Raw genomic sequence first — 24,229 nt, forward strand, 5'->3', positions numbered from 1 at the left:
TCTTCCTCTCGCATGCGGCGGGCGCGTAGCGCCAGCGCTTGGCGTGGACCACGACGGCCGACTTAGACAAGCTCAAATGTGGATGGCGCGTTTGGCGACGGCGAAGGCCGCCTCGCGCATCGCCTCCGAGAGCGTCGGATGGGCGTGGCAGGTGCGCGCGAGATCTTCCGACGAGCCGGAAAATTCCATCAACACAGCAGCTTCAGCGATCAATTCGCCGGCCGCCGCGCCAACAATATGGACGCCGAGCACACGGTCGGTCGCCGCGTCGGCGATGATCTTCACGAAACCGTCGGTCGCGCGCATCGCGCGCGCGCGGCCATTGGCGGTAAAGGGAAATTTGCCGATCGCGACCTCGATCCCTCCGGATTTGGCCTCTTCCTCGGTGATGCCGACCGCTGCGACTTCCGGCATCGTGTAGACGACGCTGGGAATGACGCCGTAATTCACATGCCCGGCCTGTCCGGCGAGGATTTCGGCGATGGCGATGCCTTCGTCCTCAGCCTTATGGGCGAGCATCGGCCCGCGCACCACGTCGCCGATGGCGTAGACTCCCGGAACATTGGTCGCGAAACCTTCGTCGATGACGATGCGTCCGCGCTCCAGGGCGACGCCGGCGTCCTCGAGTCCGAGGCCCTGTGTGAACGGGATGCGGCCGGTCGCGATGAGCACGGCGTCGGCCTCGATCGTGTCGGATGTCGCGCCATCGACCGACGAATAGGAGACGACAGCGCGCTCGGCCTTGCCGGTTCCCTCGCGCCGCACGCCAGTCACCTTAGAGGCGAGCCGGAATTCGAAGCCCTGTTTTTCGAGGATCTTCTGGAAGCGTGCGGCGATCTCGAGATCGAAGCCGGGCAGGATGCGATCGAGATATTCGATCGCAATCACTTCGGCCCCAAGCCGCCGCCAGACCGATCCAAGCTCCAGTCCGATGACGCCCGCGCCGACGACGACCAGCCGCTTCGGCGTCTTCGCCAGGGCCAAAGCGCCGGTCGACGAAAGGATCAGCTTCTCGTCGATCGCGATCTCCGCGCCGGAGGCGTCGCGCAGCGGCGCGACAGCCGAACCGGTGGCGAGAACAATGTTCTTCGTTTCCAGCGTCTGAACCGCGCCGTCCGCGCTCGTGACCTCGACTCGCCCGGCGCCTTTCAGCCGGCCGACGCCGCGAAACGACTCGATCTTGTGTTTTCTAAACAGGAAGGCGACGCCATTGACGTTCGCGCCAACGGTGTCGTCCTTGTGCTTCATCATCGCCGCAAGATCGAGGCGCGGCGGATCGACGATGACGCCAAGCGGCGCCAGTCCATGCGCCGCTTCTTCGAACATATGTGAAGCGTGGAGCAGCGCCTTCGACGGAATGCAGCCGACATTGAGGCATGTGCCGCCGAACGTCGGATCCTTCTCGACGACGGCCGTCTTCAATCCAAGTTGCGCCGCGCGGATCGCGCATACGTAACCGCCTGGACCGGAACCGATCACGATAAGATCGTAGGTCATGTCATCCGCAATTCAAATATGTGGCCGCTTCCAAGATCCGTTCTTAGATGAACGCATCCGAGATGAACTTTGGCTAAACGCCGCTCTCGGAAATCAGCCGGCGGCCCAAACGTAGATGAGCGTTGCGACGAGGCCGAGCGCGGTTTGACCCAGCTCCAAGCGACCCCAAAGATTGATCACCTTGCGCGCTTCATGCGCCGCGTCGGCCTGGATCAGCGCCAGGATGCGATTGTTGAGCGGCACGATGGCAAGATAGGTGTAGGGCCAGCTCGCAATCGCGACGAGGGCGCCGAACAGCCATCTGACGTCGTCGAGCTCTCGAAACGCGATGAAGCCGAAGAGCGCGGCAAGCGCGGCAAAACTTGCGAGCACAATGAAGCCGCGATGATCGGAGGGCTCCCACTCCTTGATCAGCGCGTCGTCAGTGAGCGCAAGCCGCGCCGGCTGTTCGACGTAATTGACATAGAGCGAGGCGCCGGTGAAAGCGCCAGCTGTCGCGAGCGCAAGCGAACCAATAATCATTCAAGCGTCCTTTGGCGGTCGGCATGACTCGGCGTTCCTGGCGAATCGACCCCGACCGCCGACCCGCCGCCGTTGTCTCTTAAGCTGACTCGATCGCTTCCTCGTCGCAGACGACGCGGGAGTTGCTCTCGGCTTCAGCGGCGACGTCGATTTTCACCGCCTTCACCGCATCCTGCTCTTTTCGGCGATCGGTGAAATGGTCGAAGAACACCCTCATGGCGCGATCGACGCCATAGGGATTGATGCGTCTCGTATCCTCCCGATAGAACATCGGCACGTTCGGGGAAACGGTGGCGAGATCATAGGACGGGAGATAGGCGATGTTCGGCCTGGCCCGGACCACCTCGTCGGCGGCGGCGCGCAGAATCGCCTTGACGGCGCAGTTCGACTCAATAACGTGCCGGTCTTCATAGGTCGCGATAATGCCGACCGGCGACACGCTCAGCACGATGCGAACCTTGGGATTGACCTCGCGAATGCGGTCGACGGCGGCCATGAAGTCGCGCACGACTTCGCTGACGGTCATATTGTAGAACTCGTAGACGCTCGGATCCCAGGCGCCGCCGGCGACGCCCGGCGCAAGCTGCAGGATCGCGCCGTCGGGCTTGTGGCGCCAGGTCTCGGTATGGCCGAATGTGAAAACGAAGACGTCCATCGTCTCGAGCATGTGGCGGACCGCGGCGAGATGCCGCTCGCGATCGGCGCGCATCTCGTCAACAGTGGCGTATCCGTCTGGTTCGATGCGCGGACGGAACGGATCGACGACGCGGCCGTCCTCCGGCCTGTTCCAGTGATCGAGCTGCGGCGTGAAGCGTCCATAGGCGCGTTCGATCAATTGCAGCAGCTGCGCGGTCGTGTAGAGATTGCCGTAGCGGCAGGAATACATTGAGTAGTTGCGGCGCAGCGCCTCATCCGCAGACATGCCGGCCGGCGGCTGCTCGGCGAGATAATAATGGAATCCGCTCGCCTGCAGGCCCATGGCGATCTCCTGCGCGAAGCAGCTGCCGCCCGTCGCGACTTTGTCCTGCGGCGAAATCTTAAAAGGCGTGCGAATGATTGGATCGAGCGCGAAGGGCGGCAGCGAGGTCACCGCCTTGCGCCAAAAGCGATGGTCGGGTAGGGAGCTATAGGGGTTCTCCGCCATGGTCGCACTCCTTTCTGATCCGGCCGATGGTCGCGGATCGAGCTTTTCCCGCGTCGTTCGCGAGCCGCCCTCTGGCGTCGCAACATAAACGGCGCCCGACCGCTTGTCACCCGGCGGCGCCGCTGAGAACGCCCGCGCCGTCGCCAATCCATGAAAGACCGCATGTTAACGCAGGTTGACAGACAGATTCTAAAATCCTGGCGGCAATACGCCGTCGAGCCGCGGCTCGCGAAGATCACCGGCCGCGTCATGCGCAACACCGGGCCGCGGATCGCCATCATCGGCAATTGCCAGAGTTTCGGCGTCGCCTATGCGATGAAAGTGCTCGATCCGAGCGCGACCGTCGACCATTTTTCGATGATCGCCCGCGCCCGCTCGACGATGGGCCTCTTCGCCAAGACGCTGGAGACTTACGACTACGTCTTCTCGCATGACTTTCTTGACGGTCATGTGCGCGGCGGTGGTTCAGAAGAATTATGCAAGCGCCTGCCGAAGACGATGATCTTTCCTGCGATCACCTTTGCGGCCTTTCATCCCGATCTCGTCTATATTCACGATCTGGCGCGCATGCATGGTTTCGTTTGCGGGCCGATCGGTCCCTACCATTCGGCGATCGCGCTTTTCGCCTATCGCAAGGGCTTGTCGGTCGAGATGGCGAATGCGCTCTTCAACGAGAACGTCTTTGACGCGCTCGGCTATTTCGACATGTGGAACGACGCCTCGCGCGAACTGCTCGATGCGACGCGCGACAGATATGGCCTCGATCTTTCGGCCGAGCTGATGAACTGGTCGCGCCGCGGCGTCTTCATGTACAGCACCGTGCATCCGATGAGCTTTGTGCTGTTCGATCTCTCCAAGAAGCTTTTCGAGAGGGTCGGACTGAATCCGCGGACAGTGAATTTCAACTATTACGCCATTCATGATCTCGCGCGCAGCGAGATCTTCCCGATCTATCCGTCGATCGCGAAGCGATATGGGGCGCAGGGCGGCTATATGTTCAAGCTGCAGAACCACCATATATCGACGACGGTGGGCGACTTCCTGACGTTGCCGCAGTACATCGCGTCCTGCTACAAGATCTATAGCGGCCACGATCCCTCGCAGCTCAGCAATCCGCGTGTCGACGCCTGGGTCGCCGACGAGGCGACGAGCGGATTGCTGATGAGATTGGCGCGCGAGAATTTCGTCGCGGGCCTCACGCCTACGCTGTAAGCTGCTTGCGTCATTCCCGACGCGCGCAAAGCGTGCGATCGGGAATCCAGAGCAAGACCAGCGCGCTTGATCGGCCCTGGATTCCCGGTCAGCCCTTTGGCCTGCCGGGAATGACACGGCCCAAATGCATGGATATCCGTACTATTTCCAGCGCGTGTCGAATTTCGCGAGATTGAACGGCGGCTTATAGGGATGCAGCGGATTTTCGCCGCTGAACGGCTTCACCACGGTGAGAATGCGCTCGCGATGTTTCAGGGGCGGGAAGCCTGAAGGATCCAGCGCGCCCGTGAAACCGAAAAGATGCGCCGGATCGACATTGACCTTGAATGCCGGCGGCGGACGCATCCAGCTCTGCGCGACGACATCCATATAGGTTGTCTTCAGCATGTGGTTGAGGCCCCACTGCGTCGGCACGAAGCAGGACTTCGCCGAGTCCGACATGTCCCAATAAAAAGTGTCGGGTCGCAATTCGAGCGTCGCGTCGCCTTCGAAAATCGCGATTGATCCTTCGTGCATGAGATGCCGCACTTCGGCGAATCCCGCGAAGGGGTCGACAAGGTGGTAATAGACGCCGAGACAGATGATGATGTCGAAGGTCTCATTGAGCTTCGAGGCTTCGTAGATCGAAACGCTCTGATTGATCTCGACATTGGAGTTTAGAAGCTTCTTGGCGAGGCGCAGCCCGGCGCCGCTCGCCCAGTTCTGGCTCACGTCGTCGGTGGCGACAACGCGCTTGGCGCCCCGCCGCTCGGCGTAAAAGCTCCAGTATCCGTCCCAGCAGCCGATTTCGAGCACGCTCTTGCCGGCGAAATCGATCTTGTCGAGCTCGCTCTCGATAAAGCGCCAGATGCGGCGATGATCGTCGGCCTGCGACACGCTGAGGGCGCGCAGCCCGTTTCCGAAATCGAACTCATGATACCAATGAATGGCGTCAATTTCTTTTTGCAGCGCTTCGCGCGAGGCTGCGTCCTGCACGTCCATCGAATGTTCCTTGGATGATTGGATCTGGCGCGCGAAAGCGCCCACTCTAATCGCGGCGAGGGCGCGGAGTTTGCCTTTATTCCGCGCTCCATGCAAGGCGAGGACGCGTCGTCCCTAAGCCCTCGAGACTTTCCATGTCGGCCGCGAATGCGCGGATGCGCGGCGCAATCTCGTCGCGAAAGCGCGAGCCGTTGAAGACGCCGTAATGGCCGACGCCTTTCTGGACATAATGGCGTTTCCGGGCGGCAGGAATATTGGCGCACAGATCCAGCGCGGCTTCGGTCTGGCCGACGCCGGAAATGTCGTCCTTTTCACCCTCGACCGCAAAGAGCGCCGTGCGGCTGATTGCTTTGAGGTCGATGAGATGGTCCCGGTGGCGCAACAGGCCGAGCGGCACCTCGTGGCGGACGAAGATGCGATCCACGGTTTGCAGATAGAATTCTGCGGTCAGGTCCATCACCGCGAGATATTCGTCGTAAAAATCGCGGTGTCTTTCGGCGGAGTCGCCGTCCCCCTCGACGAGATGGTTGAACATTTCGAGATGGGCCGAGATATGGCGCTCGAAATTCATCGACATGAAGCCGGAGAGCTGCAGAAAGCCCGGATAGACTTGGCGTCCCATGCCGGCGTGCGGAAACGGCACGCTGTGGATGCAATGGCTGCGGAACCAATCCATCCCGCGCTGCTGCGCCAGCTTGTTGACGGCCGTCGGATTCACCCTTGTGTCGATAGGGCCGCCGACCAGCACCATGGATTCGGGGACGTCAGGATCGTTGCCCGCCTCCATTGCGGCGATCGCGCAGATGAGCGGCACTGACGCCTGACAGACGCCAAGCGTATGCAAGGGCGTTTCAGGCCCGTTCAGGGCAAGGAAACGCATGATTTCGCTGAGATAATCGATGTAATCATCGAGATCGAAGGAGCCGTCGACGAGCGGCACCGTGCGCGCGTCGCTCCAATCCGTGATGTAGACGTCGTAGGTCGGCAGGAACGCCTCGACCGTGCCGCGCAGCAGCGTGGCGTAGTGGCCGGACATCGGCGCGACAATCAGCAATTTCGACTGTCGGGGCGCCGGACCAGTAAACAGCCGCTTGAAATGCAGCAGGCCGCAAAACGGACGGCTCCAGACAACCTCCTCGACGATTTCGACCTCGGCGCCATCGACAATCGTCGTGTCCAGGCCGAACAGGGGTTTCCCGTAGCGGCGGGTCATGCGCTCGAACAGTTCCGCCGAGGCGGCGACGTTGCGGCCGAACGACGTGTGATGCAGCGGATTGAGCGGATTCTTCATCGCGTGCAACATCGCGTCCGTCGCCGCCCGTGCCGGCGCGAAAGCCAAGTGCAACATTTCGTATAGCTGGTACGACATACGGTCCATCTTTACGCTTCTCCCCGCCACCCCCGTCGCAGCCGCCGCGCTGCGTTTCATGCTGCACCGCACAATCTAACTAATAACACATTCAAGATGGGCAAGGTTAGAAATCTGGCGAGCAGAGCTGTGGCGCCATGGACCTGAAAATTTGCAGTTCTGTCATATTCTCGCAGCCAAGGCGCAGACTGCAAGCGAAAACCAGAGCGTGGCGGTTGAAATTTCATAGAGCGACAAAGCGCGGCGAATATCCGCCGCATTGGCCTCGCGCCTGCCGTCGCCAAGACTCGCTCCGTCCACCGCCTCAGCCCCGCCGTAGGATCGGGGACCGCCGAGCTTGAGACCAAGAGCGCCAGCCGCCGCCGCTTCGGGCCATCCGGCGTTGGGAGAGGCGTGCTTTGGCGCATCACGCCAGGCCGCCGCCAGCGCCTTGGCCGGAGAGGCGCCGCTCACGGCCAAGGCGCCGACCGTCAGCAGGCCCGCCGCCGCGCGCGCGGGGAGAACATTCATTAGATCGTCGCAGCGGGCCGCGGCCCAGCCGAAGGCGAGATAGCGCGCCGACTTATGGCCGATCATGCTATCGGCGGTGTTGACGGCCTTGTAGGCGAGCGCGCCGGGTAAGCCGAAAACTGCGAGCCAGAGCGCCGGCGCGACGACGCCGTCGGAGAAATTCTCGGCAAGGCTCTCGATGGCGGCGCGGGCGACGCCGGATTCGTCGAGCGCTGATACGTCGCGTCCGACGATTTTCGCCACCGCCGTCCGGCCGTCTTCCACCGAGATCGCCAGCGCCTCCGCGACCGCGGCGACATGCGCATGTAGGCTGCGCTGCGCCAGAAGGCTGGATGCAACGACAGCGAGCGCAATCCAGCCGAGCGGAAGCGCGAGCGCCGCGCGTTCCATCAGCGCGCCGCTCCCAACCGCGATGACAAGAAGCGCGGCGAGCGCCAGAGCGCCTTTCAGCCGCCGCAGCCCGAAGGAGTCGGCCTCACTGTTCAGCCCTCGGTCGAGCGCGGCGATCAGCGCGCCCATCCACGTCACCGGATGGCCGATCCTGCGAAAAAGCGCATCCGGATAGCCGGCGCCCGCCTCGATGGCGAGCGCCAGAAGCGCAACGCCGAAATTCACCGTCCAAAAAGCGCGGTGATCGAGGCTTTGGCCAGCGCATTCTGATTGATGGTGAAGCCGGCGACGGCGGTGCGGCCATGCGCGGCGTCGCCGAGCTTTTCGGTCTTGAGCGCATAGACGGTGAAAACGTAACGGTGCGGCTTGCCAGGCGGCGGGCAGGGACCGCCATAGGCCTTGTCGCCAAAGTCCGTCTCCAATTGCTGCGCGCCGGACGGCAGATTTTTCCCCGAAGCGTCGCCGGCGCCGCGCTTCAATCCGCGAACGTCGGCCGGAATATCGACGACGAGCCAGTGCCAAAACCCGGCGCCGCCCGTCGGCGCATCGGGGTCATGCACGAGGACGGCGAAGCTCTTGGTGCCCGCAGGCGGGTCGCTCCAGTGGAGCTCCGGCGAGATATTCTCACCGGTGCAGCTCATGGAATCATAGACATGCCTCATATCGATCGTCTTGCCTTCGGCGACGTCGGGGCTTGTGAGCTCGAACGCCTGGGCGCCGCTCGAGTCGGCGGCCAGCGCAATAAGACCGAGAAAGGATGAAACGCTGCGCAACATGTAAGCGTGCTCCTCAAATCTGGAAATCGCCGCATCTTTAGCGGATCGGCGCGCCGGTGTCGCGCGCTCGCGCTTCGCGGTAAAGAGGGCGCATGAGCGATGCGGGAAGTGGGCGTCCTTTGCGCCGCGGCTGGACGACGGGGGCCTGCGCGACCGCCGCGACGCGCGCCGCCTTCGAGGCGCTGATGACGGATGCGCCGCCTCCCGATCCGGTCGAGATCGCGTTGCCCTCGGGAAAGCGCGTCGCCTTCGCGCTGGCGACCTTTGAACGCGGTGAGGATTTCGCCCGTGCTGGCGTCGTCAAGGACGCCGGCGACGATCCGGACGTCACTCACGGCGCCCTGATATGCGCGCAAGTGCGCCGCGGCGTTCCCGGCGCGGGCGTGCGGTTTTTCGCGGGAGAGGGCGTCGGCGTCGTGACCCGTCCGGGGCTTCCCCTGGCGCCCGGCGAGCCGGCAATCAATCCCACGCCGCGTAAGATGATGGTTGAGACGATCATCGAGGCGAGCGCGAAGATCGGGGTCGGCGCGGACGCCGACATTGAAATTTCGGTCCCTGGCGGGGAGGAATTGGCCAAGCATACGCTGAATGGACGGCTCGGCATCGTTGGCGGACTCTCCATTCTCGGCACGACCGGCATCGTCACGCCGTTTTCCTGCGCCGCCTGGATCGACAGCATCCATCGCGGCGTCGATGTGGCCCGCGCCAGCGGCTTGACGCATGTCGCCGGCACGACAGGCTCGACCTCCGAAGCGGCGGTGACGCGGCTTTATGATCTGCCGGAGACGTCCCTCATTGAAATGGGCGATTTCGTCGGCGGGCTTTTGAAATATCTTCGCACCCATCCGGTCGCGCGCGTCACGATCGGGGGCGGCTTCGCCAAAATGACCAAGCTCGCGCAAGGGCGGCTCGATCTTCATTCGGGGCGCTCGAGCGTTGATTTTGCGCGGCTCGCCCAAACCGCGCGCGAGGTCGGCGCGGGCGAAGAGATTGCGGCGCTCATCGCCAATGCGAATAGCGCGCTCGAAGCGTTGCAGATCGGGCAAAGCGCAGGAATCGATCTTTCGGCGCCGGTCGCGCGCGCCGCGTGGAAAACCGCCGCGCGGGCGCTGGATCCGGCGGAGAGCGAATTGGAGATCATCATATTCGACCGCGACGGGGCGCTGCTCGCCCGCACGCCGTTTCAAAGAGCCCGGACATGAGCGAAAATCCGCATCTTACCCTTGTGCTCGGCGGCGCGCGTTCAGGCAAAAGCGCATATGCGGAGAGTCTCATCGTCACGCATCCGTCGCCCTGGACCTATATTGCGACGGCGGACATTCTGGATGAGGAAATGCGCGCGCGCGTCGACGCGCATCGCGCAAGACGCGGCGAGGACTGGCGCACGGTCGAAGCGGCGCAGGCGCTCGTCGACGCGATTCGCGAGGCGCCGGTCGATCGACCGCTGCTAATCGACTGTCTCACGCTCTGGCTGAGCAATCGGCTGCTTGGCGGCGCAGATCTTTCAAGCGATCGCGACGCGCTTGTTGATGCGTTGTCGTCCCGCTCGGCGCCGACCGTCGCCGTCTCGTCCGAGGTTGGATTGTCGATCGTGCCGGATAACGCATTGGCGCGTTCTTTTCGGGATGCGGCAGGCGAATTGCATCAGGCTGTTTCGCGGAGTGCGGGACGGGTCGTCCTCGTCGTCGCAGGCAATCCGCTTTTTGCGAAAGGGCCGTCGATCATGTGATCATTTCTGCCTGGCGCGAATTCCGGGTCATGCGATTTTGAAGGAGAAGTTCATGTTCATTCCTTTGCGCAAATTACACATCGCCGTCGCCGTGACGTGCTGTCTTGCAGCCGAAGCCGCGTCGGGCGCCGAGCGCCTGCCGGCTTACGGCGCGAATTTGTCCGAGACCTCCGTGTCGGGGCTTTCATCGGGCGCGGCGATGGCGTTGCAATTCCATGTGGCGCATTCCGGCGTTGTCAAAGGCGCGGGGATCGTCGCCGGCGTGCCTTACGACTGCGCGGAGCAGAGTTCAAACCAAGCGACCAGCAATTGCATGAAGCCGGACGCCGCCCACCCTGTCCCGGATCCAGCGCATCTTACGAACATCACCGACGCGCTCGCGCGCTCCGGGGCCATAGACGACGTCGCCAATTTGAACGATGCGCGCGTCTGGTTGTTTTCCGGCCGCAAGGATGAGGTCGTGCATCCCGTCGTGATGGATGCGGCGCGCGATTATTATGCGTCTTATGTGCCGCCGGATCGCATCGTCTATCGAAACGATATCGGCGCGGGTCACGCCATGGTGACCGAGGACTATGGCGATAAGGAATGCAGCGCGAACAAGGCTCCGTTCATCGTCGACTGCGACTTCGACGCCGCGAAAGCCATGCTCGAGCAGATTTACGGGCCGCTCAACCCGCCGAGCGCGCAGCCCGCCGGAAAATATGTCGAGTTCGATCAGAAGGAATTTTTGCCCGACGGCAATCCCTACAATCACAGTTTAAGCGATGTCGGCTACGCCTATGTGCCGCATGTCTGCGCGCTGGAGACGTGCCGCGTGCATGTCGCCCTGCATGGCTGCAAACAGCAGGCGGCCGAAGTTGGCGACGCGTTCTACAAACACGCCGGCTACAATCGCTGGGCGGATACGAACCACATCATCGTCGTCTATCCGCAAACCATCAGCCGCTGGGGATGGGGCTGGCCGTTCTATACGTTGAACTTCGTTTTGAACCCCAACGCTTGCTGGGACTGGTGGGGCTACGACAACGCCGAGCACCACACAAAGAAAGGTCCGCAGATCGCCGCCATTCGCGCGATCGTCGACCGGCTCGCGACGAAGCCGTGAGTCAGGCGCTAGTCAATCCCTCGTCCTTCGAGACGCGGCCCTTCGATCTCGGGCCTGCCCGAGATCGGCATTAAATCCGCAAGTCGGGTAAACCGCGACTTGCGGGCCGCTCCTCGGATGAGGGACCTCACACAGCCCTCATGCTGAGGAGCCGCTGAAAGCGGCGTCTCGAAGCACGACGACTGCGGAGCCTGAGCAGGAGCGAGAATCAGCCGCCCGCCGCTTTCAGCCCCTTTTCCAGATCGGCGATGATGTCGTCGATATGTTCAATGCCGATCGAGAGCCGCACATAGCCGGGCGTCACGCCGCTCGCGAGCTGCGCTTCCTCGGCGAGCTGCGAATGCGTCGTCGTCGCCGGATGGATGGCGAGGCTGCGCGCGTCGCCGATATTGGCGACGTGATAGAACATCTCCAGCGCGTCGATAAATCTGCGGCCGGCGTCGAGACCGCCCTTCAGCTCGAAGCCGAGCAGCGCGCCATAGCCGCCTTTCAGATAGGCGTCCGCGCGCCGGCGCATCTCGCCCGTCTGCTGCGACGGATGAATGACCCGCGTCACTTCGCTGCGCTTGCTCAAGAAGTCGACGACCTTCTGCGCGTTCTGCACATGACGCTCCATGCGCAGCGTCACCGTCTCGACGCCTTGCAGCGTGAGAAAAGCGTTGAAGGGCGAGGGCGCCGGACCGAGATCGCGCAACAGCGTCGCGCGCGCCTTGATGATGTAGGCGACCGGTCCGATCGGCTTGACTGCCTCAACCCAGATGGCGCCGTGATAGCTCGGATCTGGCGTATTCAGCGCCGGCTGACGCTGCGGAAATTTCTCCCAGTCGAAATTGCCGGCGTCGATGATGGCGCCGCCGATCGACGTGCCGTGGCCGCCAAGATATTTCGTCGTGGAATAAACGACGATCGCCGCGCCATGATCGATCGGCCGGCAGAGAATCGGCGCGGCGGTGTTGTCCATGATCAGTGGAACGCCGAGCTCCCGGCCGATCGCCGCCACTTCGGCGATCGGAAACACCGTGAGTTTCGGATTAGGCAGAGTCTCGGCGTAATAGGCGCGCGTGCGATCGTCGGTGGCGCGGCGGAAATTCTCGGGATCGGCGGGATCGACGAAGCGCACGTCGAGGCCCTGGTCCTTCAGCGTATTGGCGAAGAGGTTCCAGGTGCCGCCGTAAAGATCGGTGGACGAGACGACATTGTCACCGACACGCGCGAGATTCTGAATCGAGAGCGCCGACGCCGCCTGTCCCGAAGCCAGCGCCAGGGCCTCCACGCCGCCCTCCAGCGCCGCGAGCCGCGCCTCCAACACGCCGGTCGTCGGGTTGCCGATGCGCGTATAGATGTGGCCGAGCTCCTTCAGCGCAAAAAGATTGGCGGCATGCTCGGTGTCGTGAAACTGATACGAGGTCGTCTGATAGATCGGAACGGCGACGGCGCCGTTGGTTTCATCAGCGCGCCAGCCGGCGTGGAGCGCAATCGTTTCGGCGTGCTTGCTATCGACGGCCATCATCTTCCTCCTGGCGTGAGCGTAAGCTCAATAAATCAAAGAAAACGCCCGCGCTACATGGCGCGCCTTTCTCCATTGCTAGTTTGGTCTCCTCCTCCATTTACCCGCGGGGCGAATGTTGCGCGTTGGCGCCCCGTCAGGGAGTTCGACATGAAGACAGGAATAGCCGTTATCGGAAGCCTCGCCCTCGCCCTTCTGGCGCCCGCGGCGTTGGCCGAGGAGCAGCAGCAAGGGCAATCGCCGCAACAACAGTCAGATCAGCAGTCACAGCCGCAGCAGCAACCATCGCAGGATCAAGGCGTAACCTCGGGACCGGCGGCCGGAAGTCCGGTCGAGCCATCGGGCGCCGTGCAGAAGGACAATCCGAAAGCGGCTGATGTCAATGAAAGCGGTTTGGCGGGGTCGAGTGGAACCTCCGCCGGCTCGCCGGGCGTCGAGGGAAAGAAAGGAACGCAAAGCGGCCAGGAATGGCAGCCGCCCGAGGAGATCAGGCGGAAGAAGGGGCCGAGTTCATAGCGTCAGTTCAGCGGCAAGAGCGCCCGGGCCATAAAATGAGAAGACCCGGCGGTTCGCCTCAGCCTTCCGCCAGGACATCTCCGTCGTCTTTGAAGGCGCGCGCGGCGCAGGCGAGCGCGAAAGCATATTCCAGCGCCGTGTCTTCAAGCGCCTCGAAACGGCCCGAGGCGCCGGCGTGCCCCGCGCCCATATGGGTGAACAGCAACACGGGTCCGCCGCCGCTCATCGTCGCGCGCAGCTTCGCGACCCATTTGAGCGGCTCCCAATAGGTGACCCGAGGATCGGTCACGCCGGCGACGGCGAGTATCGGCGGATAGTGTTGCGCGCGCACATTGTCGTAAGGCGAGTACGACGCGAGGCGATCATAGGCTTCGGCGCTGGCGATCGGGTTGCCCCACTCGAGCCATTCTGGCGGCGTCAGCGGAAGATCGTCGCGCAGCATCGTATTCAACGTGTCGACGAAAGGCACGCTGGCGATGATGCCGGCGAACAGCTCCGGCGCCTCGTTGGCGACGGCGCCCATTAGCAGACCGCCCGCCGATCCTCCCTGCGCGACGACGCCGCCTTTGCGCGTGTAGCCGGCCGAAACCAGATGCCGCGCGCAATCGATGAAATCGGTGAAGCTGTTTTGCTTCTTCTCGAGCTTGCCGTCCTCATACCAGCGCCAGCCCTTGTCGGTTCCGCCGCGAATATGGGCGCGCGCATAGACAAAGCCTCGATCGACGAGCGAAAGCGCGTCTTCGTTAAAGCCCGCCGACAGCGCATAGCCATAGGCGCCATAGCCGTAGAGCAGCAGCGGCGCGCCGTCTCCGCCGGGCGTGAAGTCGGCGCGATGCAAGAGCGTGATCGGCACGATTTCGCCGTCGCGCGCCGTCGCGAACAGGCGCCGCGTCACATAGGTCTTCGGATCGTGTCCGGAGGGAATTTCCTGGCGCTTGCGCAAGACGCGCGTGCGCGCAGTCATGTCGTAGTCATAAGTCTCGTCTGGCGTCGTCATTGACGAATAGATGAAGCGCAGAATGTCGGTGTCGAATTCCAGTCCCGGATCGATCGACAGCGCATAGGCTTCTTCCTCGAAGTGAATCGCATGTTCCTCGCTGCTGGAGAGCGCGCGGATGACGAGTTTCGGCAAGGAGTTTTCCCGAAGCAGCCAGACAAGATGGCGCGCATAAACGGTGAAGGAGTCGATCAAGACGCCGTGGCGATGGTGAACGACGTCCTTCCAGTTTTCGCGGCCCGGCTCTGCGAGCGGCGCGACGGAAATGCGGAAATCATCGGCGCCGTCGGCGTTGTCGCGAATGTAAAGAAGGTCGCCATGCGGCTCGACGTCGTAGCGCAGGCGCGGTTCGCGCGGCGCGACAATGCGCGGCGTCGGATTGTCTTCGCGAAGGTCGATGAGCCAGCATTCCGTCGCGTCATGGCCGTGGATCGACACAATGGCGAAACGCCTGCAGCGGCTTTCATGAAGGCTGACGAACCAGGCGCTGTCAGTCTCCTCGATGATCAGCGCGTCGTCGGCGGGATCGGCGCCCACTTCGTGTCGAAAGACCTGCACGGTGCGATGGTTCTCGTCGATCAGCACATAGTAGTAGGCTTTCGAATTGGCCTGCCAGACAATGACGCCGTCGCTGTCGCTCACGACGTCGGCGCGGTCGAGGCCATCGCTCAACGCCCTGGTGCGGATGTCAAATAGCTCTGAACCGGCGTCATCAACGCTCCAGGCAAGTTGCGCGTGATCGGGCGCGTGCGCCGCGTCGCCGATATCGAAGAAGTCGTGGCCTTTGGCCAGCGCGTCGCCATCGAGCAGCACGCTTTCCGCCCCGCCTTCTCGCGGCGTCCGGCAGTAGAGCGGATGTTCCGCGCCCTGGTGGAAGCGTTCGTAATAGGCGTAAGGCCCGTCCGGCTCGGGAACCTCGCTGTCGTCCTCCTTGATGCGGCCGCGCATTTCGGCGACGAGCACCCTGCGTAAATTCTTGAGCGGCGCCATGACGCGATCGCAGTAAGCGTTTTCCGCCTCGATCAGTTCGGCGATGTCGTCGGGAAGCGCATTCGGGTCGCGCAGCACCTCGCGCCAGTTTTTCGCAGCGAGCCACTCGTAAGGATCATCGAGCACGCGGCCATGGATGACTCTTCGCGTGGGGCGCTGCGTGGCGAGAGGCGCTGCGGCGCCTGTAAGATCAAACCGCCAATCCGACGTCTTCGCCGTTGTTTCGCGGGCCATGTCGTCCTCCGCCGATTGCTTTCCGAGGCTTTTATCACTGCTTGCGGCGCCGCGCAGAGATCTCTCGGGCGGATTGAGATCGAAGCAATTTGTAAATCAATCGCGCCTTAGCCTTGCCGCAAGACCTATCCGCTTTTGGATGAGGAGCGATTCATGCGTTACTCCCACGCCGCGCTCAGTCCGGTTTCAATCGGCGAGCGAAGGACTTCCCGCCTCAACGACATTCCTGTCCGCCCTGCGTTCACACTGCGCCGGCTCGCATGGAAGATCGTCTATTCGAGCGTCATCGCCGGCGTCGCGATCTATGTGTGGTGGCGACGCTAGTCATTTTTGGCGCTGCTGCGCTGCGTCAAAGACAAACTGTCATAAATCGCCTAAGCTTCAGGTGTGGCCGATGGCGCACGCGCGCTTGCGCGTGATGGAGTCGCGCCGCAACCCCTCAACACGGCGCTGCGGCGCGCCTCGAAACGCAGAAGAAACTTAAAATGTTCACGAGCATGAAAAACATCGCCGCCGGCGTCATTTGCGCCAGTCTTTCCTTCGGCGCAGCCGCGCTCGCCGAGCCGAAGGCGTCTTCGCCAACGACCGCGCCGACCGCCTGGGCGCCGCCCGCCGAGATCGCGCCGAAGAGCGCCGCGCCTTCAGATGCGCCGGCGCCAAGCGCCGAAGCGCCTGCGGCCGCTGCGCAGCCAACGAGCGCCGCTCCGGCCAGGACGCATGCGGAGCGAGAAAAAGACTGCCGCACGCAAGCCGACGCCAAAGGGCTTCACGGCAAAGAGCGCAAACACTTCAAATCCGACTGTCTGAAGGGATGACAAGTTCGCCGGTCGCTTTCCGGCGGCCGGCGGCGCTAGAGCGCTTATCGATCACATTGTGATGGATAGGAATCGCTCAAAATACTTGGAGCAGGTTCTCACCGAAAAAGTCTGATCAACTTTTTCGGAACCTGCTTTAGTAGACGCGGTCGATGCAGAAGTCGACGACTTCGAGCAGCGCGCTCTTCCATGGCGATGCGGGAAAAATCTCCATCGCGTCGCGTGCGATGGCGCCGTAATGCGCCGCGCGCTCGATCGTATCGTCGAGCGCCTTGTGCTTCTTCATCAGACCGCAGGCGGTCTCGACGTCGCCGTCTTTGATTTCGGCCTTTTCCAGCGTGCGCCGCCAGAATTCACGTTCTTTCTCATTGCCGCGACGGAAGGCGAGCACCACGGGGAGCGTGATCTTGCCCTCGCGGAAGTCGTCGCCGACGTTCTTGCCGAGCTTGGTGGACGAGCCGCCATAATCGAGCGCGTCGTCGATGAGCTGGAAGGCGACGCCGAGATTCATGCCATAGCTGCGCGCGGCGGCTTCATCGGCCTTCGGTTTGCCGCCGAGCATCACCCCGACTTCGGCCGCGGCGGCGAAAAGCTCCGCCGTCTTGCGGCGAATGACGCCCATATAGGCGTCCTCGGTCGTGGTCGTGTCCTTCGCGGCGTTGAGCTGCATGATCTCGCCTTCGGCGATCACCGCGGCGGCTTGCGAAACCACGGAGAGCGGCGCGATGGCGCCGGGCTCGACCATCATTTTGAAGGCGTGGCCGAGCAGGAAGTCGCCGACGAGCACGCAGGTCTGATTGCCCCACAGCATGCGGGCGGCGATCTTGCCGCGGCGCATGTCGCTTTCGTCGACGACGTCGTCGTGGAGCAGCGTCGCCGTATGCATGAATTCAATGCCGGCGGCGAATTTCAGATGCCCGTCGCCCCTGTAGCCGCACATGCCGGCGGTGGCGAGAACGAGCATTGGCCGCAGGCGCTTGCCGCCGGCGGAGATGAGATGATTGGCGACCTCGGGAATCGTCGTGACGTCGGAGCCCATGCGCTGAATGATCAGCTGATTGGTGCGCTCCAGGTCGGGCTTGATGAGTTCGAGGAGACTGTCGAGGCCGGCGTCCTTTTTCTCATCGAGCGGAATGACGATACCCACGGACCCCCCTTAAGCCTTACGTTTTCTGGCGCGAACTTACGGCTTTGGGATGGAGGCGGCAAGTCGGCGGCGTTGGCTATCGCAATCACCCTCCCCTTGAGGGGGAGGGTCGCATTGCGATAGCCATGGGGGGTGGGGTGACAGGCGGCAAAGACCTTGGGTTCACCGCACCCCGGCGCTGCGCGCCGACTTTCCCCCTCAAGGGGAGGGTGGAGCGCGCGGATGTGAGTCTCTCGGCTCCTATGAAAGGCGCGAGTTTGGATGGTTTTCTCGGCGGGCGCCTGCGCCTGCGTCAAAGCGCCGCCGGCCACCGTTCCGGCACGGAGGCCGAGCTGCTCGCCGCCGCGACGCCGCAACATCAGCAGGGGCTCATTCTCGACGTCGGGGCCGGGGCGGGCGCGGTCGGACTGATGGCGGCGCTGCGCGCCCCTCGCGCGATCGTTGGTCTTGTCGAGATCGACCCCGAATCTTGCGCGCTCGCCCGCGAAAACGTCGCCGAAAATGCGCTGGGCGCAAGGGCGACGGTTTACCAAGCTGACGTGCTCGCGGCGAAATCGCGCCGCGCCGCTGGTTTGATCGACGAAAAGGCGGCGCTCGTTCTCACCAATCCGCCGTTTCACGACGCCGGCAAGGTGCGCGTCACGCCCGACGCGGCGAAAGCGCGCGCGCATGTCGCCAGCGCGCCGCTGATTGATTGGGTCCGGGCCTGTCTCGCGCTGCTCGCACCTGGCGGAACTTTCGTGATGATCCATCGCGCCGACGCGCTCGCGGAATGTCTCGCGGCTGTCGAGGGCAGAATAGGGGGCGTCTCGATCCAGCCCATCCACACGCGGACTGATGCGCCGGCGACGCGCATTCTTCTCGCCGGCGTCAAGGGCTCCAAAGCGCCGCTGTCGATCTTGAAGGCGATCGTTGTCTGATATGAATCCCGGTTGATCAGTTCGCTGGCCTGTCATTCCTGGCAGGCCGCAGGCCTGACCGGGAATCCAGAGCCGATACAGCAGCGCTGGTTTTGCTCTGGATTCCCGATCGCGCGTGAGACGCGCGTCGGGAATGACATACCTGCGACTCAGGCGAAACGAGTATTTACGCCGCGCGCTGCGACGCCGAGGGCGGGCTCGAGAGCTGCGGCTCCCAGTAATTGCCCTTGTCGAACATGTGCCGCGCCTGCGCATATTGAAACATGATGCGCGCGACGATGGTGATGGTCTCCGGCTTGCGCACGGCGGCGCCCCAGACCTTGTTCCACATGCGGCCTTCCGCCTCGCCCATCTTGCGCACGTCCATGCCGACCTGCATCGCCTGCTGTTCGACCTCGCGCAGCGATTTCGGATCGAAGGGCTGCGGCGCCGGCGCCTTGCGGTGGCGGCCGAAAGTGCTGATCAGGCGCAGCATGCGTTCGCCGAAGGCGGCCGGTGCGTAGATCGCGTTGCAGAGATTCTGCATGCCGTGATGCAGCTCGTCCATGCTCATCGTCTGGCACTGGATGTTGGAGCTCCACGGCACCGCCTGGGTCTCGACGCCGCCGGTGAGCAGCCGCCCCTCGCGGGTGATGCGGTCGAAGAGCGGCGTCGCTTCCGACGCCATCAGCGCGCCGAGGCTGAAGATCGGAATCGGCGTCGCCATGGCGAACTCATACTGCTGGGCGAAGACGCTCGGACCGTCATGGTCGAAGCCGACGATCATGCCGCCCATCACCGACATGCCATGGTCGACGAGCTTCTGGATTTCGTCGACGAGGCTGATCTTGAGATTCTGCCGCTTGCCGGTCTCGCGCAGGCTTTCGACATTGGGCGTCTCGATGCCGACGAAGACCTGCGTCAGGCCCGCCGCGACGCACATGTCGAGCAGCTCCTCGTCGCGCGTCGCGTCGATGGAGATCTGCGTGACGAACTCCATCGGACGATCGCGGCGCCAATGCGCGATCGCCGCGAGCAGCTCCTTGCAGTGCGCGCGGTACGCGGTGAAATTGTCGTCGGCGAGGAAGGCCGTGCGATAGCCCGCCGCCCACAGCGCATCGAGTTCGGCGAGGACGTTGGCGATCGGCTTGTGGCGCTGCTTGCGCCCCAGATATTGGATGACGTCGCAGAATTCGCATTCGAACGGACAGCCGCGCGAGGTCTGCACCGCGCCGAGAATCGCGCGGTCGTTGCGATAAAGATCCCAACGCGGCGGCGGCGAAGCGGCGAGTGACGGCTTGTCGCCGACATAGCTGTCCTTCGGCTTGCCGGCGCGAAGATCGGAGAAGATCTCGCCGGCGATTTCCTCGATCTCGCCGCTCACCAGCACGTCGCAATGGTCGCGCAGTCGCGCCGGCGAAAGGCTCGCATAAGGCCCGCCAATGATGACCTTCTTGCCGCGGCGACGGAATTCGTCGGCGATGGCGATCATCCGGCCGCGCTGGCTGACTTTGCCGGTGATCGCGATGTAGTCGGCGGGATGGTCGAACTTCACCGGCTCGACCTGCTCCTCGCAGAGCTCGAATTCGAAGTCGCTGGGGGCAAGCGCCGCGACGGTCGCCGTGGCGAGGTCCGCCATCATCACGCCGCCCGCCACGCCCGACGCCGCCAGCGCCTCGCCGCCGAAATAAGTTGGAAAATCCCCAGCAGGATTGATGAGATAGATCGAAACGGCCATGCAAATCCCCTCATGCGCTTCGAGCCGTACGCTAAATGAACTTCGCAATACCGACAAGAACTTGTCATCATTCCAAAGTGGAGGGCGGCGCGCAAACCCCAAGAAAAAAGCGCAAGAAAAAAGCGGCCGCTACGGGCCGCTTTTCGTTTTTAACGCGTGAGAATAAACGCTTAGAGATGGGCGACGACGGCGAGCCGGCGAACCTCGCCGTTCTTATAAGCGCGCAGGAAGGCCTGATAGTCGCGGAACGACACGCAGCCGTTCGAATCGCCGTTCGGGCCGAGCATGTAGGTATGCGCGAGAAGGCCGGCGCGGCCGAAGATCGCGCCTTCGCCGCCGACCGGCGTAAGACGCAGGGCCTCGACGCCATGGAACAGCGCTTCGCGCGGCTTGAGATCGTAAACATGCGGCGGCGTCGCGCCGCGCATGCGCAAATGAACGTAGCGCGGATCGTCGAGATGTTCGCGCAGGCCGGAATGCGCCTCGAGTTTTGCGCCGCTGGGCAAATAAACCGTATGCGACGAGATGTCATAGACGGCGGTGTAGCGGTCGAAGCGCGCCGCAGGTCCGACGGCCGCGCCGGCCGCGCCCGAAACGCCCCCTAGGATGCCGGATTTCAGGTCGGAAAGCGTGCCGCCGTCCGGCGCCGCATAGGCGAGCGCCTGACCGCGCGGCTGCTGCTGACGCGCCTCTTGCGCCGATTGCGCGGCGTCGCCGAGCCCGAAGAATCTCTCGAAGATCGAGCGGTCGTCCGGTCCCGAGCCCGGCACGACGGTGGTGCGCGCCATGCGGCGCAGCGAGCCCTCGTAGAGGCCGCGATTGGCGACGGTGAGTTCGACCGGGCGGCGCGGCGGCAGCGGCGTATCGTCCGCCGAGGCGACCTGCGCGTCGTCGACGTCCTGTTGCTCGGGAACGATGGCGGACGGCGTTTGCGCCGCGGGCTGGATGCTGGCGTCAAGCGCGCCGCGCAGCGTCGGTTCAGCGAACGCCAGCGTCTGGCGCCGGCCGCCGAGGCCGACGATGGCCCCGTAGGGGTTTTGCGCGATAGAGGCGCTTTGCGTGTGGAACGCCGCGGCTGTCTCAGAGCTGGCGGTCGCCGGGCGCTGCGACAGCGCCCACCACCCCGCCGACAGGCTCACCGCCAGCGCGACGCCGGCGATGACCAGATGAGACGAGCTCTTGCGAGAATAAATGCGACGATCCAAAGAAATAAAATCGATTGGCGCACCGATCCCTTGCATCATTCGCCCCTACCTCCGAATTACTCTTCCGTCGCAAGGCTCTGAGCTTCGCTGACATTTGCGCGAAATCGCGACAAAGTTCGGCGAAAGCCAGAACTGCACGGAACGCCTTCACATATTCTCACCAGAACTAAACGGCCTTGCTTGGGCTGCTTTAGGGCGAATTCTTGTCCGCGCTTACGGTAAAGACGAATAGTTAAGGCTTTGAAAATGCCGGCTTTCGCGAAATGTCCCACCAGGGCGCGGCCAAGTTCGCCGCCGCTTTGGCGCCAAATGTGGCGCCAAGATTGGCGCTCTCTCGCCGGCGCGTTTTGACGACGCGCGACGGCGAAAGCTGCGCTGCTTCAAGTCGTTCTGAAAAGGGTTCTGAAAGGGGACGCGGTCCGAACTATTCGAAGCGCTAGTCGGATGCAAGGTTGGCCGTAACGGGCGCGGCAAGCCGCATCGGCGCAGTCGCGGGACCGCCGTGCTTGGCGCGGAAGGGTTCAACGGCGATCCCCCGCGGGAAGGTCTATGGCAGTGCGAAATTCGCGGTCGCGACGATTTCCGAAGGCCTGCGTAGGAGGTCGGCGGCAAGATCCGCCCGACAACGACCATTGCCGGCGCGGTCGCGACCGAATTGATCGGTGCCGGCACCTCGTTTGAAGCCCCTCGCCAAGCAGGTCAGGCGGACGCTATCGCCCGCGCGATTCGCTACGCGATCGAGCAGCCTGCGGATGTGGATGTGAATCAGATTGTGGTGCGGTCACCGCGCAGGAGTTTTGATCGGGAGCCCGCCATAACCGTGGATCGTTATGAGGCCGATTCGCCACAAACGGCGGTTTCGGACCGAAAGGTAAAGCGTCTCATGCCAGCGTTCGTATCGTGTGAAACCTCCACGAGGTGCCCCTGCGGTCCTGCGATCTTCAGCACTGCCCGGAATTCGCCCTCCCTCGGCCTTTTGAACTCCGCGAGCGTGATCAGTTTGCCTAAGCCCGCCTGCGATGACGCAAAATGCTCGACGATCTGTTCCTTGCCCCAGTGAGGCTTGCTAACGACAAGCCCTTGGAGATCGTGGATATATTTGCTCACATATCCACGCAGAACGCTTTCGGTATCGACCGGCGGCTTAGCCGGCAGCATCTCGATGCACCCAAACAACTCGCCATATCTTTCCGCCAGCTCGTGGTCGACCGTGCCGGTCGCAAGCAACGCGGTCTCCGCCGCAACGGCCTTTTTCTTGGCGGCGTCGTTCAGCGCGTACCGATCGCCTACATATGATGGCAGGTAGTGCTCAAGCGCGCCGCCGCCGAGAAGAAAGATGTGTTTCTTCTCAAGCGCCGCCTGTACCTGATGCAAGCGTCCTTCGATATCGGCGATAAGCTGCCCGGTTAAAACCGGCAGGAGAGTGTTGCGGTTCGCCGCCATCTCCACGAGCACGGCCACGCGTTGGCGCGCGAGCTTCTTGGCGTCTTGGAGCAGCGTCCCAAAATAAGTCTGAAGCGCCGCGACCACGCCCTGCGCGTTTTTAGCGGTTTCGATGGCCCGGACTGCCGTGGTCAGTTCGCGGTCAAGTGCGCCACAATAGTTGGCGAAATCGGCTCCGAGCCCCAGGCCTGCAAGAAACTCGACGATGAGTCCGTCCTCACGAACGCACTGGCGAAGACTACCTAGGAAGAGACTGTCAAGATCGAAGAGGAAATACGCCTCCTTGCCATAGTGGCGGCAGAGTTCAATATACTTTGTCACTTCCTCGCAGCCACCAACATCGATCAGGCAACTGCCGGCCGCAGTTATCGACGCCTTGCGCCGCTCCTGAATCGCCTCGATCATTTGCGCGTCTGAAACACCTTCAACGAATATTGGGTTGTCAGCGAAGAACAGCTGCTTGTGATGGACATTCAGTCGCGGGATCAGCGAGACAAGGCGATCGCTCTCCGCCTTCTGCAAGGCCCCGATAAATCTCGGCGGACTGTGGTCGGCCGAAAAGCAGAATATCGACTGCATGTCGTCCAGCGTACGCAGATCGAGGATGAAAGGCGAATGTGTAATCAGGAGCACACCCTTCCGGCTGGAGCCGGTAACGTGCGACCCGGCGACCTTACGTGCCTCCTGAATGAAGAACGACTGAAACTGGGGGTGAAGGTTGAGCTCGGGTTCGTCTATAATAAGAAATGCATGCTCATCGTTGTGCAAGTGCGTCAGCAGGACCAGGAGCTCGCGGATGCCATGGCATTCCTCACGGTCCATGCGGTAGGCGTCGCCCGTGCGTGCGAGACGCGCCTTGGGGACTAGGTTGCCGGAGTCCCACTCCAGCGTGATGTCGCGGTCGAAGAGCGAGCTTAGGGTCGCCTCGACGATGACACGAATATCTGGGCGCTCTTCTAAAATAATGAAGGCGTCAATACCGGAGCCGACAGTGCCCGCGTGGCGGAAATGAGAGAATTGACTCTTCTGGTAACCGCCCGAGAACCGATCGCCGAGAATAGACGACATCGCGCTCTGCGACATGCCTTCGAGTCGGTCCGTTCCAAGCAGCCGCGCATTCGGAATAACGAATTTCAGGGTGTTGGCGAAACGCGATTTGCCGCTGCCGTTGGGGCCTACAAGAAACGATAATTCGCCTAAGCGCTCGAGAGTGAATTGTTGCTCGGCCCAGGGCTTGGGTAAAGTGAAAGTAATCGGTTGCTCGATCATCTCGACTAGTTCCGCGGAAAAGTTGTTGAGCTGGGCAGAAGGCGCGAAGCGTTACAGATCAATTATCACACGAGGCGGGTTCACAGTATCCGAACGTGCCAATCACATAATCTCTTAGCAAAGGAACCGAAATTGAGCCTGCGCGAATGTTCGCCTATGGCGCATAGCGGATATTCACCCGACCGCCATCGGCGAAGCATGTCGTTGACCTGCGTTGGCCCCGCCAATAGC

The 24,229-nt window shown here is 62.7% G+C and carries 21 protein-coding genes; 8 read left to right on the plus strand and 13 right to left on the minus strand.

The annotated features are described in order from the left end of the window. Window positions 1–72 precede the first annotated feature (72 nt). The 3 genes from lpdA to A3OO_RS0108715 form a co-directional block, all read right to left on the minus strand. Entirely contained in the window at window positions 73–1,497 is a 1,425-nt protein-coding gene (gene lpdA, locus A3OO_RS0108705; RefSeq protein WP_018407455.1) for a dihydrolipoyl dehydrogenase, read from the minus strand. 93 nt (window positions 1,498–1,590) lie between these two features. Further along, the gene (locus A3OO_RS0108710; RefSeq protein ID WP_018407456.1) at window positions 1,591–2,019 is read right to left on the minus strand and encodes an anthrone oxygenase family protein; all 429 of its coding nucleotides are present in this window, start codon (window positions 2,017–2,019) and stop codon (window positions 1,591–1,593) included. A 79-nt stretch (window positions 2,020–2,098) separates the two neighbouring features. Then, window positions 2,099–3,163, minus strand: coding sequence for a GSCFA domain-containing protein (locus tag A3OO_RS0108715; RefSeq protein WP_026222816.1), 1,065 nt, complete (start codon window positions 3,161–3,163; stop codon window positions 2,099–2,101). Between the two features lie 162 nt (window positions 3,164–3,325). Between A3OO_RS0108715 and A3OO_RS0108720 the strand changes: the two genes are divergently transcribed. Beyond that, complete coding sequence (locus A3OO_RS0108720) at window positions 3,326–4,375, plus strand: WcbI family polysaccharide biosynthesis putative acetyltransferase (RefSeq protein ID WP_040573758.1); 1,050 nt, start codon at window positions 3,326–3,328, stop codon at window positions 4,373–4,375. A 141-nt stretch (window positions 4,376–4,516) separates the two neighbouring features. Here A3OO_RS0108720 and A3OO_RS0108725 read toward each other — a convergent pair whose 3' ends face one another. The 4 genes from A3OO_RS0108725 to A3OO_RS0108740 form a co-directional block, all read right to left on the minus strand. Then, a complete protein-coding gene (locus A3OO_RS0108725) occupies window positions 4,517–5,356 on the minus strand; it encodes a class I SAM-dependent methyltransferase (RefSeq protein ID WP_051080396.1) in 840 nt (279 codons plus the stop codon). Window positions 5,357–5,432: 76 nt separating this feature from the next. Next, window positions 5,433–6,734 carry a polyhydroxyalkanoate depolymerase gene (locus A3OO_RS0108730; RefSeq protein WP_026222817.1) on the minus strand — a complete coding sequence of 434 codons (1,302 nt, stop codon included), beginning with the start codon at window positions 6,732–6,734 and terminating at the stop codon, window positions 5,433–5,435. A 153-nt stretch (window positions 6,735–6,887) separates the two neighbouring features. After that, window positions 6,888–7,850: an adenosylcobinamide-phosphate synthase CbiB gene (gene cbiB / locus A3OO_RS0108735; RefSeq protein WP_018407461.1), complete on the minus strand. Its 963-nt coding sequence runs from the start codon at window positions 7,848–7,850 to the stop codon at window positions 6,888–6,890. After that, window positions 7,847–8,401, minus strand: a complete 555-nt coding sequence (locus tag A3OO_RS0108740; RefSeq protein ID WP_018407462.1) for a YbhB/YbcL family Raf kinase inhibitor-like protein — start codon at window positions 8,399–8,401, stop codon at window positions 7,847–7,849. Before A3OO_RS0108740 ends, cbiB begins: the two co-directional genes overlap by 4 nt. 92 nt (window positions 8,402–8,493) lie before the next feature. Here A3OO_RS0108740 and A3OO_RS0108745 point away from each other — a divergent pair, with 92 nt between their 5' ends. The 3 genes from A3OO_RS0108745 to A3OO_RS0108755 are packed head-to-tail and all read left to right on the plus strand — an operon-like array spanning window position 8,494 to window position 11,238. Then, the gene (locus tag A3OO_RS0108745; protein ID WP_026222818.1) at window positions 8,494–9,603 is read left to right on the plus strand and encodes a cobalt-precorrin-5B (C(1))-methyltransferase; all 1,110 of its coding nucleotides are present in this window, start codon (window positions 8,494–8,496) and stop codon (window positions 9,601–9,603) included. Then, entirely contained in the window at window positions 9,600–10,130 is a 531-nt protein-coding gene (cobU, locus tag A3OO_RS0108750; protein WP_018407464.1) for a bifunctional adenosylcobinamide kinase/adenosylcobinamide-phosphate guanylyltransferase, read from the plus strand. Before A3OO_RS0108745 ends, cobU begins: the two co-directional genes overlap by 4 nt. Window positions 10,131–10,182: 52 nt before the next feature. Further along, window positions 10,183–11,238, plus strand: a complete 1,056-nt coding sequence (locus A3OO_RS0108755) for an extracellular catalytic domain type 2 short-chain-length polyhydroxyalkanoate depolymerase (RefSeq protein WP_040573761.1) — start codon at window positions 10,183–10,185, stop codon at window positions 11,236–11,238. Window positions 11,239–11,446: 208 nt separating this feature from the next. Here the strand turns inward: A3OO_RS0108755 and A3OO_RS0108760 are convergent, their stop codons facing one another. After that, a complete protein-coding gene (locus A3OO_RS0108760; RefSeq protein ID WP_018407466.1) occupies window positions 11,447–12,745 on the minus strand; it encodes an O-acetylhomoserine aminocarboxypropyltransferase/cysteine synthase family protein in 1,299 nt (432 codons plus the stop codon). A 150-nt stretch (window positions 12,746–12,895) separates the two neighbouring features. On the opposite strand from A3OO_RS0108760, the gene A3OO_RS0108765 reads away from it, so the two are divergent. Next, window positions 12,896–13,261 carry a hypothetical protein gene (locus A3OO_RS0108765; protein WP_018407467.1) on the plus strand — a complete coding sequence of 122 codons (366 nt, stop codon included), beginning with the start codon at window positions 12,896–12,898 and terminating at the stop codon, window positions 13,259–13,261. Between the two features lie 58 nt (window positions 13,262–13,319). Here the strand turns inward: A3OO_RS0108765 and A3OO_RS0108770 are convergent, their stop codons facing one another. Further along, complete coding sequence (locus A3OO_RS0108770) at window positions 13,320–15,482, minus strand: S9 family peptidase (RefSeq protein ID WP_018407468.1); 2,163 nt, start codon at window positions 15,480–15,482, stop codon at window positions 13,320–13,322. 153 nt (window positions 15,483–15,635) lie between these two features. Between A3OO_RS0108770 and A3OO_RS0108775 the strand changes: the two genes are divergently transcribed. After that, window positions 15,636–15,806 carry a hypothetical protein gene (locus A3OO_RS0108775; RefSeq protein ID WP_156824782.1) on the plus strand — a complete coding sequence of 57 codons (171 nt, stop codon included), beginning with the start codon at window positions 15,636–15,638 and terminating at the stop codon, window positions 15,804–15,806. A gap of 161 nt (window positions 15,807–15,967) precedes the next feature. After that, a complete protein-coding gene (locus A3OO_RS0108780; RefSeq protein WP_018407470.1) occupies window positions 15,968–16,297 on the plus strand; it encodes a PsiF family protein in 330 nt (109 codons plus the stop codon). Window positions 16,298–16,433: 136 nt separating this feature from the next. Here A3OO_RS0108780 and A3OO_RS0108785 read toward each other — a convergent pair whose 3' ends face one another. Next, a complete protein-coding gene (locus tag A3OO_RS0108785; protein WP_018407471.1) occupies window positions 16,434–17,444 on the minus strand; it encodes a polyprenyl synthetase family protein in 1,011 nt (336 codons plus the stop codon). A 257-nt stretch (window positions 17,445–17,701) separates the two neighbouring features. On the opposite strand from A3OO_RS0108785, the gene A3OO_RS0108790 reads away from it, so the two are divergent. Continuing rightward, window positions 17,702–18,364, plus strand: coding sequence for a tRNA1(Val) (adenine(37)-N6)-methyltransferase (locus tag A3OO_RS0108790; RefSeq protein ID WP_245257138.1), 663 nt, complete (start codon window positions 17,702–17,704; stop codon window positions 18,362–18,364). Window positions 18,365–18,530: 166 nt separating this feature from the next. On the opposite strand, the gene A3OO_RS0108795 is transcribed toward A3OO_RS0108790, so the two are convergent. The 3 genes from A3OO_RS0108795 to A3OO_RS0108810 form a co-directional block, all read right to left on the minus strand. After that, window positions 18,531–20,081 (minus strand): B12-binding domain-containing radical SAM protein, encoded by a 1,551-nt coding sequence (locus tag A3OO_RS0108795; protein WP_018407473.1) that lies wholly within the window; start codon window positions 20,079–20,081, stop codon window positions 18,531–18,533. 170 nt (window positions 20,082–20,251) lie between these two features. Beyond that, window positions 20,252–21,325 (minus strand): DUF2778 domain-containing protein, encoded by a 1,074-nt coding sequence (locus A3OO_RS0108800; protein ID WP_018407474.1) that lies wholly within the window; start codon window positions 21,323–21,325, stop codon window positions 20,252–20,254. A gap of 789 nt (window positions 21,326–22,114) precedes the next feature. Continuing rightward, window positions 22,115–23,998, minus strand: coding sequence for an ATP-dependent nuclease (locus A3OO_RS0108810; RefSeq protein ID WP_018407476.1), 1,884 nt, complete (start codon window positions 23,996–23,998; stop codon window positions 22,115–22,117). Between the last annotated feature and the right edge of the window lie 231 nt (window positions 23,999–24,229).

The sequence above is a fragment of the Methylocystis rosea SV97 genome (genome assembly GCF_000372845.1).
Taxonomy (GTDB): Bacteria; Pseudomonadota; Alphaproteobacteria; order Rhizobiales; family Beijerinckiaceae; genus Methylocystis; species Methylocystis rosea.